10 protein-coding genes are annotated in these 14,201 nt (G+C 42.9%); 5 read left to right on the top strand and 5 right to left on the bottom strand.

All coding sequences use genetic code 11. The features are described from left to right. Nucleotides 1–40 precede the first annotated feature (40 nt). Both EAG18_RS15280 and rimI read left to right on the top strand, forming a co-directional pair. Nucleotides 41–337 carry a hypothetical protein gene (locus EAG18_RS15280; RefSeq protein ID WP_125253247.1) on the top strand — a complete coding sequence of 99 codons (297 nt, stop codon included), beginning with the start codon at nucleotides 41–43 and terminating at the stop codon, nucleotides 335–337. Continuing rightward, entirely contained in the window at nucleotides 327–779 is a 453-nt protein-coding gene (rimI, locus tag EAG18_RS15275) for a ribosomal protein S18-alanine N-acetyltransferase (protein WP_125253246.1), read from the top strand. The genes EAG18_RS15280 and rimI overlap by 11 nt, the downstream gene beginning before the upstream one ends. On the opposite strand, the gene EAG18_RS15270 is transcribed toward rimI, so the two are convergent. The 3 genes from EAG18_RS15270 to EAG18_RS15260 form a co-directional block, all read right to left on the bottom strand. Further along, nucleotides 776–3,448, bottom strand: coding sequence for an ATP-binding protein (locus EAG18_RS15270; protein ID WP_125253245.1), 2,673 nt, complete (start codon nucleotides 3,446–3,448; stop codon nucleotides 776–778). The genes rimI and EAG18_RS15270 overlap by 4 nt on opposite strands. A gap of 167 nt (nucleotides 3,449–3,615) precedes the next feature. Then, nucleotides 3,616–6,543 (bottom strand): TonB-dependent receptor, encoded by a 2,928-nt coding sequence (locus EAG18_RS15265; protein WP_125253244.1) that lies wholly within the window; start codon nucleotides 6,541–6,543, stop codon nucleotides 3,616–3,618. Nucleotides 6,544–7,006: 463 nt separating this feature from the next. Then, the gene (locus EAG18_RS15260; protein ID WP_125253243.1) at nucleotides 7,007–8,107 is read right to left on the bottom strand and encodes a tRNA nucleotidyltransferase; all 1,101 of its coding nucleotides are present in this window, start codon (nucleotides 8,105–8,107) and stop codon (nucleotides 7,007–7,009) included. 90 nt (nucleotides 8,108–8,197) lie between these two features. Here EAG18_RS15260 and EAG18_RS15255 point away from each other — a divergent pair, with 90 nt between their 5' ends. Both EAG18_RS15255 and EAG18_RS15250 read left to right on the top strand, forming a co-directional pair. Continuing rightward, nucleotides 8,198–9,112: an AAA family ATPase gene (locus EAG18_RS15255; RefSeq protein ID WP_125253242.1), complete on the top strand. Its 915-nt coding sequence runs from the start codon at nucleotides 8,198–8,200 to the stop codon at nucleotides 9,110–9,112. Between the two features lie 8 nt (nucleotides 9,113–9,120). Then, entirely contained in the window at nucleotides 9,121–10,098 is a 978-nt protein-coding gene (locus EAG18_RS15250; protein ID WP_125253241.1) for a general secretion pathway protein GspB, read from the top strand. Nucleotides 10,099–10,100: 2 nt separating this feature from the next. On the opposite strand, the gene EAG18_RS15245 is transcribed toward EAG18_RS15250, so the two are convergent. Beyond that, complete coding sequence (locus tag EAG18_RS15245; RefSeq protein ID WP_125253240.1) at nucleotides 10,101–11,312, bottom strand: HD-GYP domain-containing protein; 1,212 nt, start codon at nucleotides 11,310–11,312, stop codon at nucleotides 10,101–10,103. 127 nt (nucleotides 11,313–11,439) lie between these two features. Between EAG18_RS15245 and EAG18_RS15240 the strand changes: the two genes are divergently transcribed. Beyond that, nucleotides 11,440–12,753 carry an amidohydrolase gene (locus tag EAG18_RS15240; RefSeq protein ID WP_125253239.1) on the top strand — a complete coding sequence of 438 codons (1,314 nt, stop codon included), beginning with the start codon at nucleotides 11,440–11,442 and terminating at the stop codon, nucleotides 12,751–12,753. A gap of 109 nt (nucleotides 12,754–12,862) precedes the next feature. Here the strand turns inward: EAG18_RS15240 and EAG18_RS15235 are convergent, their stop codons facing one another. Continuing rightward, a complete protein-coding gene (locus EAG18_RS15235; RefSeq protein WP_125253342.1) occupies nucleotides 12,863–14,197 on the bottom strand; it encodes a peptidoglycan DD-metalloendopeptidase family protein in 1,335 nt (444 codons plus the stop codon). Nucleotides 14,198–14,201: the final 4 nt, after the last annotated feature.

Here is a 14,201-nt window from a genome sequence, read left to right as displayed (position 1 = left end):
TTTCAAAGTAAACTCCATTTAAAAAGTAAACTGCACAGCAATGAATCCAATTTACGCAGATATTCTCGATATAGTACCACTTAAGTTAAATTCAGCATTTGCCCATTTAGACGCTAAACAGTCTGAACTAAATACCTCTATAGGTGTAGAGCAGCTCAAAATCTCAGCAAGGCTTTTGCAAGATATTGAAACTGCTGTTGGTGCTACGGTGGAAGTGGTTGTGGGAGAAGATATTCAGTTTACTGAAGGGTGTCTGAGCCTGCCAAGCACGCAGCTTAGTAGTGCACAAAAGCGTGTATTGTGGCAATTAATTTGGAACCAACAGAATGCAAATTGAGCAAGGTGGGTTATTACAGTTTCCGCTTGAGAAAATCATGCAGGTTGAGCGCGCCTGTCACGCGTTTCCTTGGACTGAAAAGACGATGCAGTCTTGTCTTCATGGTCGTTACTTTAATGCTTGCCTTGCCAATGAGAGCACATTGATTGGTTTTTATATTGCTGAACGAGCAGGACCAGATCTCACTTTAATGGACATTTGTATTCATCCCGAGCATCAAGGTCGTGGTTATGCGAAATTATTGATGGAAGCGCTATTAGCGCGAGCTGACGCATTACAAGCCGAAAATATCTTTCTTGAGGTGAGGGCATCGAATGTTGCTGCGATTTCTCTATATCAACACTTTGGCTTTGTTGAGATGGGGTTGAGAAAGCACTACTACCCAAGCACAGATGGTCGTGAGGATGCTGTATTAATGGCGTTACCAATGCTAACCCTTTAACCGTTACTGGTGGCTTTATCCATTAGCAATGTATAACGTATGGCTTCCGTTAGCTTGAGCAAGTAATAGTGATGATCACCGCTTTTAACATTTTTTAGGCTGCTTTCAAGCTCTCCTGCCGCCTCATGAATATTCATAAAACCAAAACAGCCCGCACTGCCCTTAATACTATGAGCTAAGGCTCTTAACGATTCCCATTCATGCTCATCGTAGAGCGCTTGCAGCTCTGTAAGCTGTGCAGGGAGCTTTTCTACATAGTTACGATTGATCTGTAAAAACTTTTCTGTTTGTAGTAACGCATCCCAAGAAGAGGCTTTATCATTTTGAATTTCTAGGTACTGGATTAATAATTTACCTAGCTGATCTTTATCTATTGGTTTACCAAGGGTAGCATCACACCCTGCCTCAACGTGATTATCAATATCATGCTTCATGACGTTAGCCGTTAAGGCGATGATTGGGCCATCATAGGCGGCATGTCGGAGCATCTGTGTAGCTTCTTCTCCTCCCATTACAGGCATTTGCATGTCCATTAAAATAAGTTGGTAGTCCTCTACAAGCGCCATTTCTACCGCTTCAGCTCCATTACTGGCGATATCAGGGATGATCCCCCAATTCGACAGGAGTAGGGTAATTAACTCTTGATTATCAGGGTTATCCTCTGCAACTAAGACTTTTGCATCGATTTCTTTTACCGCAGCCACTTGGGTCTTATCTAGCTCTTGTGGTTGAGTGCGTTCAAGCGCATCAAGCCAATCATAGCTTCTACCATGAAAGTTGCCGGCTACTTCTATGGCAAACAAGCTACCACTACCTTGTTGACTACGCACACGGACATCACCACCGAGCAATTGCGCTAAGTTTTTAGAGATACAAAGCCCAAGACCGGTGCCACCAAAGCGCCGGGTTGTGGTGGTATCTGCTTGTTCAAAGGGCTTAAAAGCGCGTTCTAGTTCACTACGGGACATGCCAATCCCGGTATCTCTAATACTGAAAATAAACTTTTCTGCTGTTGGCTCAAACTCAACTTTTAGATGCACGCCACCATACTCCGTAAACTTTACCGCATTAGTGGCAATATTTAATAAAATTTGTTTGAGGCGCGTGATATCAGTGTACAGCTTATCCGGAAGAGGCAGAGCAAACTCTGTTGAGAAGCTGAGTAATTTTTCATTTGTCATCGGTTCAATAATAGATTCAACATCACTGATAAGTGGCATCAGTTGCACTTCTGATTCCTCAACATCCAGTTTTTCAGCCTCTATTTTTGATAGGTCTAAAATGTTATTAATTAGCTCTAGTAAGTGTTTGGAGTTTCTTAATATGGTGTTGAGATGCTGCTTTGCTGTAGGAGAGTCCGGGTGTTGTATGAGTTGCTCGGTAAATCCCATGATGGCGGTCAATGGCGTGCGTATTTCATGACTCATATTAGCTAAAAATCGGCTTTTTAGCTGATTAGCTTGCTCGGCTTCAATAATGGCAGCTTCAAGTTTGCTGTTTGTTTTTTCTAGCTCCTTGGTACGGTTCTCAACTTTTTCCTCTAGATGTTCTTTGTAGTCTTCTAATTCGCGCTGAAAGGTACGGATCTGATAAATCATGTGATTGAAGTCTTTAAACAAAATACCTACTTCATCAGAGTTGTGTTCTGGCAGCGCGACCATTAAATCACCATCACCAACTCGGTGACTGGCTTCACCAAGTAATTCAATAGGGTTGAGGAGTAAGTTGCGTACAACGATAAAAATTAATATTGGTAAAGTGACAACGGATAAGATGACGATAAGTGCAGTGATAAGGCTAATCGTTTTGCCAGAACGGTACAGTAAAGATTTGGGGATCGTAGAGATATAAAAGTAGCCGCCACTTAGCTGAGCGCTATAAGTCATTCGTTCAGAGTTATCGATGCTGCTGATTTGCATCGAGTCTAGCCGACCTAAATCTGCGATATTGCTGATTTCATTTATTTCCGTTGCGCTTAAATAGCTACCAATAAGGTGGGTGTCGGAGCTAAATAATATTTCACCGTCAATACCGACTAGTAAGTTTAAGGTATTATCATACGGCGCTTCAAGAATACTGGTGCTGAGTAAAGTGGGAGAAACTTGAACAACAATATAACCTTGTTGCCGCGGCTGTTTTAACTCGTAGTCAACACCATAAACTTGTTGGACAAAGTACAGTTGGGTACCAGCGCTTGAGGCCACCATAAATTGATGCTGGCGCAAGTTGCTTTGTAAGATTTGTTTTGCGAAAGGATAAGCATGAGGCGCTTCCCCCAAGTTGCTAGAATAAAACGCGGCACTTTGACCGCTGGGAGCCAACAAGTTTATGCTGATGATATCGGGATACGCTTCACTGTAACTGGCAAAAACATCCATCAATGCCCCCAAGCGTTTGGTTTTTTCCATCCTTTCAAGGTGGCTTGAATTTAAAAAGTCGCTGAGTACAGGAGAGGTTGAAAGCAGCTTGGTTGTAGATTGATAGATCTCAATATAATTGAACATCTTTTGTTGTTGTTGCTCGACGAAGCGACTAACAATAAGCTTTGCTTGTTGTTGCGTTGAACTGGTGACGTTTGTGAGAGTGAATCCACCAAGAAATAGCAAGGGTAAGATCACCAACGGGGTGATATACCAAAGGAGTCGAATACTTAACTTGCTTGTTTTCATGGATACTTAGCTGCCCTGCCACACAATGTTATCGTCAGAAAATTTGTTAGGAGTATTAAATCATAAGCGGGGAGAGGTGAATACTCAAGTTTGTTTAAATCGCTTGAAAATACGATAAAAGACAAAAGCCTCCAGTTGGAGGCTTTTACAGTATAAATAACGACTGATTAGAAGTTATATTTCATACCCAGTGATAGACGACGGCCTTTCACATCAAAGAATTCACCGTTATCGTACGTTTCAGGAGTACGTGGTGGCTCTCTATCGAATACGTTATTTACACCAACACGTAGTTGCAGCGCTTCAAGTAGGTAAGTTTTATACATAAAGTCTACAGTTGTATATGATGAAACGTCATTGAAGTTGTTATCTTCTGGCGTCCACTCGTTGTCATCAACTGTGCTGTGACGGTAGTTAACTGTAACTACATACGCTGAATCATCATGGCTGTATAGTGCGCTAAAACGACCTTTCCAACGTGGTGCATCATCAGTTTCACCCATATAATTGCGGAAGTCTTCTTCACGGCCAGTTGAGTTCTGATTATCTTCAATTAAGTAAGTTGCAGTTAACTTAAGGGCGAACTCTCCGTTAAGTGCGTCAAACTTGTATGCAGATTCAAAGTCCATGCCTTTTTTCGTGATCTGAGCGGCGTTAATTGGACGCGCATAGTAGTTTTCGATTTCACCTGTCTCTTTGTTACGCACAAAGTTACCACAGAAAGGATTGTCTAAAGAAGATGCTTCGTAACATAGCTTAACGCTGTTACGCCCAAAGTATTCAATTGCACCGTCAATTTCAAATGACCAGTAATCAACCGTGAGATCTAAACCATCAACGAACTCTGGTGTGTAAATTACACCAACTGTGTAGTCATTTGATACTTCATTGTCAAGGTCAGTATTACCCTGTATGTAGCCAGGTAGGCTGCCGCCAGATAACCATTCATCTGAAGGCATCCAGCCTGCTGCTAGGCCAGCCGCTTGACAGTTATTGATGATGTTATCTCTGTACTTGTAATCGCTGCTAAGTTCAGCAATTGAGTCTGCGCGACAGACGTCCGCACGGCCTGAACTAAATGTTTTAGAGTTTGGCGTGTATAGGTCACCTAAGTTTGGTGCACGCACTGATTTAGAACGGTTAAGGCGAATACGAAGTTCGTCTGTTACCCCCCAGTTTAATGCTAGTTTCCAAGCATCATCGCCACCTGTTACAGAGTAATCCATGTAACGGTATGCACCTTCAAGAGTTAGGTCAGTTGCAAGGAATTCATCCATAAGAAGTGGTACGGAGATCTCTGCAGAGAATTCTTTCACTTCAATTTCGCCATCCATTGGTAGGCTAGAGTTACCTTTGATTAAGCCCTTTTCCATGTTTTCAGATGGACGGATCTTTGCAACTTCACGACGGTGTTCTGCTGTGAATGCCGCGCTTACGTAACCTGCTGGAAGCTCGAATAATACACCATCAACCGTTGCGCCAAATACTGCTTGGTCATGTCTTGCAAAACGTGTGGCTGTTGTTGAAATGTAATCAAGTTGTGCCTGAGTGGTACCTGTTGCGCCCATTGGGTTGAATGGTACACAGCCTTCACGTGCGCCTGTTACGTTGCCATCAGCATCGCGAAGTGCACATACAACTTGGCCTGAGCTATCTACTACAGAGTCAATCGCGTAAGCAAGGTTATTTTTGTAAACTTCACCAGTCCATAAAGTATCTTGCTCAATACGACCAAACTGGAAGTACGTGCTATAGCCCCAATCGTCATTAATAATACCTTCGGCACCGATAGACGAACGGAATACTTCACGCTCTTGGTTATATTCACGATCACCCCACAAGTGCTCGTTGGCTTGGTAAAGTGTGACTGAATCAAGGCCAGCATCATCCATTACCTTACCCATAGCATCATTTACAAATGCACTGTCACGACGAATAGTGTGTGAGAAGAATGCAGGGCTACTTTCTGTCGTTGCTTCAGTTTTTGAGTAAGTTGCATCAAACGTAAGCGCATGCTCATCGTTTAGTTCGTAAGTACCGTATAGAGTACCAATTACACGCTCAAGTGGTGTGCGGAAGTAGTCTTTATAACCGTGTCTGAATACAGCATCACCTGGGTTAGCTTCGTCAAACGTATAACGGCCTGCAGCGCGCTCAGAGATAAGAGGATTAGGATCATCAATCAGACCTAGACCGTAATCGAATGGACGCATTGTGCCATCAGCATCGAAGGTGTAGTGATTGTTTTCAAACGCTTCACGCGTCTTTGTACCAGTCCATGCAAAGAAGTCACCACGCTCTGAGTAGTAACCTAACGCGGTTGGGTGGTTAAACTGGATATCCGCAGGAACGCCATCACTACCGCCAGTATTTGCTGGGTTAGAGATAGATCTCATGCCGCGTTTGAAGAAGTCACGGTCCATTTTCGCGTAACTTTCATTCTTGGTATAGTTTAATGAGGTAATGAACGATAGTTTGTCTAGCTCTTGACCACCAGTAATTGAGAAAAAGTACTCTTCACCACCGCTTTGTTCTGGCTTAACTGTTGATACATCGATCTCCAGGCCATCAAATGATTTTTTAGTAATAATGTTTACTACACCGGCAACGGCATCTGCACCGTATACTGCAGCTGCGCCACCCGTTGCAATTTCAACACGCTCGATGATTGAAGTAGGGATGTTGTTTAAATCTACCGCAGTATCACCAACAGAACCCGGTACAAAACGGCGACCGTTAACAAGCACTAGGGTACGCTCTGAACCTAAACCACGTAAGTCAGTCGTGTTTAAGCCTGATGCGTAGATATAGCTGGTTGTATTTTCTGGTGACAAGCCAACAGTTGCTTGAGGCATCTCAGCTAGCAGATCGTTTACGTTAGTAATACCTTGGTTTTCAAGCTCTACGCCACCGATCACAGTAACTGGAGTTGGGGAAGTCAGGTTTACACGCTTAATACGAGAACCTGTAACTTGAATACGCTCAACAGATTTAGCTTCTGTTTGCTCGTTAGCAACAGCTACTGAACTGCTTAGTGCACCGGCAACCAGTGCCGTTTGGATGCTAGCAGTAACTAGATTTAACTTCTTCAACATTTTGACCCTTATTTACTTTGTTTATAGCGAACGCTGCACTCTTTCTCATTTGCAAAGAGGCAATGTCACAATATAGGTGCTGCGTTTTTACCATAAATATTTGTTAAACATGGGGTTTGTGTGTATGTGTCAGGTGTTTATAAAAGGTTTAATCTGTGATTTTAGTGTTCCTATTTTGGTTTTTGCTATATTAATCATTGTGTTAAGGTCTTTCTTTGTGTAATGCTTTTTTTACGGTAAGTGTGTGCTTACAAATGTCATTATTATTTTGAAAACAATTTATTTAAATTTGATGAAAAAGGTACAAGTTTTTGAGGGGAATTTACTCGGTTTTGTAGTCTGATTTGTAACTCAAGTGTAATTCGTGCTGTTTTAAAAATAGCCAAACAGTTTTTGGGAGGGCATTTTTGACGGAACTTTTTCAGATAGGCTAAAACTTAGCCTATCTCTTGATGTGTACATACTAATTTTGTATAGCTTTTAAACGGCGCTGTTTAAGCTGCGCTTGAATCTCTTTACCCTGATACCCTTCGTGGATGATCTGTTGCACATCTATGTTGCTAGTTGCTAAAAAATTCAATCTAAGTTTGTCACAAAGCGCCTGTAAATTATCACTTACCTTGCTACAAATATAACAAAAGCGTGTTAGTTTCTCCGGTCTACGCCAAGCATCTAAATTTTGTAAAATTTCTAGCCAGTCATCAGGTTTTTTATTTTTTTTCTCGATTTTGGGGAGATTTAGGAGTAGCTCTTTGGTGCTTTCAATATAGTTATTGGGTACTTTGAGCGACTTTGCATCGGCTAATTGCGCAATGCTAGTTCCTGAAAAGTGCAGAGCAAGACAAAATTGCGCCAACTGATCTTGTGTTTTGTCACTCTTGAATTGTGTAAGTGCTGCCTGATATTGCTCGTGTATCGAGTTGTTCCATTTTGGTATATAAGGCGCAACATTAGCTAACGCCCCCAATGTTGCAATGGTGGATAAAAAGTGGCCAAACCCACGGTCATCTAACGTTTTTTCTATTTCTAGCCAAATCCGCTCTTTGGTTAAGGTCTGTAACTCGCCTTCTATTACCATACGCTTCATAAGTTGCCACGTCTCATCAGCAATGGTGAAGCCATAATCTTGATATCTAGCTGCAAACCGAGCAACACGTAGCACTCGTAAAGGATCTTCGCTAAATGCCGCACTAACATGGCGCAAAACTCTGTTTGTGATATCTTGCTGGCCGCCAAATGGGTCGATAAGCGTACCATCTGTATCTTTTGCGATAGCATTGACCGTAAGGTCACGACGGAGCAAGTCTTCTTCCAAGGTAGTTTGCGGGCCAAAGTCACATATAAATCCAGTGTAACCTTGTCCACTTTTTCGCTCGGTTCGTGCGAGTGCATGTTCATCTTTTGAGACAGGGTGTAAGAATACGGGAAAGTCACTCCCAACTTGTTGGTATCCCAGCTTATTCATTTCAGCGATAGTGCTACCAACAACAACGTAATCTCTTTCTTTTATTGGTCGACCAAGCAACTCATCTCTGACCGCACCACCAACAAGGTAGGTTTTCATTTGTTATACACCATTTTCTGTGATTCGAGGTTTTATCTTGAATCGGATTTTGCCATTATAGACACCATCATAACAATAAAGAGACAAGTCGTGTATTTACGCTATTTTGGGTTAACAGAAAAACCCTTCTCGATCGCACCAAATCCTGAATTTTTATTTTTGAGCGAACGTCACAAGGAAGCACTTGCCCATTTAACTTATGGGTTGGGCGATGCCGGTGGATTTGTACTGTTAACTGGGGAGGTAGGAACAGGCAAAACGACCGTTACCCGCAGTATGCTTGCCCAGCTACCTGAGTCTACGCAAGTGGCTTTCATTTTGAACCCTTCATTATCAGAACTTGAACTGCTGGCTACTATTTGTGATGAACTTGATATTGAGTATGAAGCAAATAATGCGACCTTAAAGTCACTGACAGATGTCATCAAGCACAGATTGCTACAAAACCATCAAAGCGGTGGTCATACTATGCTGATTATCGACGAAGCTCAGCACCTTGCACCAGAAGTACTCGAGCAGCTTAGGTTATTAACAAATCTAGAAACTGACCACAAAAAGCTATTACAGATTGTACTTGTTGGTCAGCCTGAATTGCAGCAGTTACTACAACGTAATGAATTAAGGCAGTTGGCACAGCGGATCACGGCTCGTTATCATCTACTGCCATTAACCGAGTCTCAAGTGTTTGCTTATATTCAGCACCGCTTGCAAAAAGCAGGATGTCAACAGGCGTTATTTCACCACGATGCGGTTGCCTATATGCACCAAGTAACAGCGGGGATCCCAAGGCTGATTAATTTATTAGCTGATAGGTGCCTGTTAGGTGCTTACTCCGCTTCACAAACTCAAGTCACCAAAGCAATTACAATTCAAGCCGCAAAAGAAGCATTGCCAACTAACCTAGTGCCATCAACGGATAAAGTAACCAACCGAGCCCCGTTATTGTTTACAGCATGGTTAGGTATGTTGTTTGTTGCAGGTTTTGGTTTGGCAAAATTGGTATAGAGGGAAGTATGTCTTATTTAACGAGCGCAATGAAGCAATCGCAACAAGGCAGCGATGTCGAGCAAGATTATTTAAACCAAAAACAAGGAGCGCAGCTGATGTTGTATAAGCGCCTTGTCACATACGCTGGGTTTAGTCTTTTATCATTAGCGTCACTTGGTGCGGGCTACTTTGTTGGTCAGACAACCAATAGTGCAAACATGCCAGAGAATATTGCTTCTAGCAACGCTCAGCCACAAACCAACAATATGCCTACGTTGTCAGATAAACCAGTGTTAGCAGAGCAAGCACAAGACAGTGATACGATACAAGTTAATCGTACTGAGACTGCTTTAGATGTGGTCGCAGACGCAGCTTCGGCTGAGGTCGCGCCAGCCCCTGCTCAAGTTTCTCTAAGCATAACTTCTGATAAGCATTTTCAGTGGGTGTCAGTGCAAATTGGCGTTGATAATCAAGGCCAACCGGTATATCAGCAGCAACTAGTCCCTGTAGATGCGCTAACGGCTGCACCGCAAATAGTACAACCCAAAGCTCTTGAAACAGTCAGACAAGACGACGCCCCAGGTGAGATACAAACTGAAGGCGAATATGCAGGTTATCGAGTATTCGGCTCAGAGCCCAAGGCGCAAAGCGCTGACTTAGCAGGTGTGTCTGAAGAGCTCAAAAAAGCGTTCGCACAGGCTGTCAAAGAGACTGAGCTTCGGGATGAAGCTGCTGTGCTGTCGACAACCAAAGAATCTGCATCAGTGACCCCCATAAGCTTATTGCCCACACAATTGCAAAATAGTATTCCAAGCCTTCGTTATCAAGCGCATATTTATGCGACTGACGTACAAGAAAGGTGGATTAAAATAAATAACAGGCCGCTTTATGAGGGAGATAGTTTGGGGGCGTTGACTGTTTTGGAAATAACCCCAGAGCAAACTCGCTTTGATTTCGATGGTATCGAGTTTAGCTTGGAGGCAATGGAAGATTGGCTGCCTTAGCGTTAAGGCAGCATTGAGTGCCGAAAAAACCTGATGAGATCAAGTTTAAATTCTTCTGGTTTGACGGCCGACTCTAACTCATCACTGACTTTTTTGGCATTTAAGTCGATATCCTGTACTTCGATGTAATGCATGTACTTAGCATGATAGAACACCTTAACAGTAGGCTTTAAAGGAGCATTAGGGTTACTTTGAGCAATAACCCCAACTTTACCACTGGTTAGCTTAACTAAAGTACCAACAGGGTACACGCCGACACAACCTATGAAACGGTTGAGTAAAACCTCGTCAAAGTGGTGCGGGCATCCTTCTCGCATCAATTTAAAAGCGCGGATAGGGGTCATTCCTTCCTTATAAACTCGTTCAGCTGTCAAGGCATCATACACATCTATGATGGCTGCCATTCTAACATGTTGAGGCAATTCATCAGCGGCTTTACCGTATGGGTATCCCGAGCCGTCCAAGCGTTCATGGTGATACCCTGCAATTTCGCAGGCGATTTTGCTAAGCCCTGCGTTAAGTAGGATGTCAAAGCTGTACTTTGCGTGAGATTTCATGATGTGATATTCATCCAAACTCAACTTATCTGGCTTATTTAATATTTCATCTGGCACTTCAATTTTGCCAATATCATGCAAAAGGGCACCAGTTGTCATTTCTTCGGTTTGTGAACGAGAGTATCCCAAATGCTTACAAAATATAGCCATCAAAATAGAAACGTTTATAGAGTGCTCTAACAGATACGCATCTTTTTCCCTGATCCGAGCAATACACGCTAAGGCATCCTGATTACGGAACACTGAATCGAAAAAGTGATTGGCAGTTGCTTTGAAGGCGTCTACTTCAATCGCCCTTCCTGCTCTGATATCTTCAAATGCTTTGCTTTGTATCGCTTTGGCTTCGTCATACAATTTCACAGCTTGTTTCATTTCAGCTTCAACGCTACATTTTGTATGCCAAGGATCATGTGAGCATACTTGAGGAGTGATAATACTGTTATCTTGTGCAGGTTCGTCATGAGGAGTATGGTCACTTAGTCGTTTGCTGGGATCAACAGACACTTCCAAAACGCCACTTCTTTGCAGTTTATCAATGCTGGTTTGGGTTCTCACCCAACCTTTTGTTTTGATTGCCACAGAGCCTGTCTGTTTAGTCACGTTGACAACAAACATGCCTGGCTCTAACTCATTGATATTAATATTTATCTCTGGCATGGTGATTCCTATGGTCTACTCTTTAAAGGTAGCAAAACTTATCCAAATAGGAAGAGAGAAAGATAAATATGATTGATTTTTGCCCAGCAAAATCGCATCCTTAAAAAAACAATATGGAGCTTACTTTATGCGCTTATCCACCCTGGCTTTGAGTCTTATGACGACGCTGTCTTGGCATGCTGATGCTAGCTTAAAACAGCAGGTTGCTGAGGCAATGCCGAGACTTGAATCTTTATATTTGCATTTGCATCAACACCCAGAGCTGTCTTACAAAGAAGAAAAAACAGCGCACCGCCTTGCAAAAGAGATGCGTGCCTTAGGCTTTGACGTGACAGAAAATATCGGTGGTTTTGGGGTTGTTGGTTTATTGAGAAACGGTGAAGGACCAACGGTAATGATACGAGCTGACACCGATGCTTTGCCAATAGTTGAAGAGACTGGAAAAGCATACGCATCAAAAGTAAAAGTAAAAGATGAGGCGGGTCAAACGGTTGGGGTGATGCATGGCTGTGGCCATGATATTCATATGACAAGCTTGATAGGCACAGCGCAGCAGCTCATGCTCAATAGAGATAAGTGGCAAGGGACGCTGATGTTAGTCGCTCAGCCCGCAGAAGAGGTAGGAGGCGGAGCAAAAGCCATGTTAAAAGCAGGCTTATATGATGATTTTGTCACTCCAGATCATATCTTAGCATTGCATGTGAGTGCCAGTCTTGCCGCGGGCAAAGTGGCCATTGCACCAGGATACGCATTAGCAAATGTGGACTCGGTTGACATTATTGTTAAAGGAAAAGGAGGGCATGGTGCCTATCCGCATACAACAGTGGATCCTATTGTGTTAGCTTCTCGCATTGTACTGGGCTTGCAAACCATTACCTCACGGGAAGTATCTCCTTTAGAGCCTTCTGTGATCACAGTAGGTTCTATTCACGGTGGTGCCAAACATAATATCATTTCAAATGAAGTTAAGTTACAGCTTACATTACGCTCTTATAATCCAGATGTTCGTAACCAGCAAATAGCCGCAATAAAACGTCTTACGGCTGGTGTGGCTCACAGCGCTGGTTTAACTGACGAATTGTTACCTGAGGTGATTGTACATGACAGCGAAAGTATTCCTTCTACGTATAATAACCCGGAATTAGCGAAATTTGTGACGGCGGCGATTAAGCAGGAAATTGGTGCAGAAAATGTCGATTTATCTCAGCCGGTAATGGCAGGCGAGGACTTTGGATTGTTTGGCCGTACAGATGAGAATATACCCATCACCATTTTTTGGCTAGGCGGTGTGAATCAAGCGGTATTCGATGCCGCGCAAAAAAGTGGTGAGCCTTTACCTTCTTTGCACTCTAGTAAATTTGCTCCAGACTATCCTATCGCCATTGCCACAGGCGTTCGGGCAATGACCAATAGTGCACTGGCTTTGTTTTCGCAAAAATAAAACTGCTTCCTACATACTAAAAAGGTAGCCTTAGCTACCTTTTTTGGTCTATTGCAAACAACTTAAACACTGTAGCAAGATATAATAGCTGCTAGAGAACAAGCTGTAGCTAGTCTTTGCTTGTCGCTGCAAGCATGAGCTCTCGATTACGTTCAAGCTTGGCTAACATCATTTCAGCTACAGGCTTGAATTTAGCTAGCTCAACTTGCGGGAGAGGCTCTGATTTTGGTAATTTCACAGTCCTAGGATTACGGTGAACACCATTTACCAAGAATTCATAATGCAAATGTGGTCCGGTGACTCGTCCTGTTGCGCCTACAGTACCAATTTTTTGGCCTTGCTTTACTTTCTGACCTGTTTTTACTGCGCGCTTATTCAGGTGGAGGTATTTTGTTACGTATTTACTACCGTGTTGAATGAATACGTAGTTACCATTGAGTCTGTTATAACCAGACTTTAGTACCTTACCGTTACCCGCTGAGACAACCGGTGTACCAACACGTGCAGCGTAGTCTATGCCATTATGAGAAGACACTCTGCCTGTTACAGGGTGGAGGCGGCGAGGATTGAAGCTCGAGCTAATGTACTTGAAGTTTACAGGCGCTCTTAAGAAGGCTTTTTTCATGCTGCGCCCTTCAGCGGTATAGAATTCGTCATCAGTATGGCGAACAGCACTGTAGCGTTCGCCCTGATTGATAAACTCCGCGGCAATTATTTTACCATTACCGATCTCTTCACCATCCACATAGTGTTTTTCAAATACCAGAGCGAAAGAATCGCCCTTACGAATGTCGTTTGCAAAATCGACATCCCAACCAAAAATATCAGCGAAGTTCATTATCTGGCGTTCGCTAAGCCCCGCTGAGATACCCGCGCTCCAAAAACTAGAATTGATTTTACCACCCGCTGATTTTTCGCGTGTTTCAATTTCTTTGCTTTCGATTTTTGTTTCGTAGCTACCTTCGCCGTTTAGCGTAACCAGCAAGGTATCAGTTTTAGATAAAATGTATTTTAATTGAGCTAATTCACCACTTTCATTACTGGCAAAGCTAAGCACTTCACCTGGGTGTATTTTAGTCAGCTTTCGAGTTTCGGCGTTGGTATTGACCAGATTATGTAACGTTTGAGCCGAATAACCAGCACGTTTAAAAATAACAGCGAGACTGTCACCACTCTTTACTTTGTGATCTTTAAATTCAAATTCAGGCTGTTGAGATACAGATTCAGGTGCGACGGCTGGTGCTGCATCTAATTCAGTAAGTTGCTCTGTTTTTTCAGATATTTTTACCGGTAACTCATAACGTTTTCCAACTTCTAAGGCTTTTTCGTCATTATCTTTAGAAGCGGTTGCTTTTTCAGAAGGGATCAGGGCAATTCCGACCATCGCAGATAGGAAGCCGATGATGAGCACTTTGTGCTTTTTGGGGAGCTTATGAACGCTTATGAAC

Source organism: Pseudoalteromonas sp. J010, assembly GCF_003934235.1.
Taxonomy (GTDB): Bacteria; Pseudomonadota; Gammaproteobacteria; order Enterobacterales; family Alteromonadaceae; genus Pseudoalteromonas; species Pseudoalteromonas peptidolytica.
This window is presented reverse-complemented; position numbering and strand designations above follow the sequence as displayed.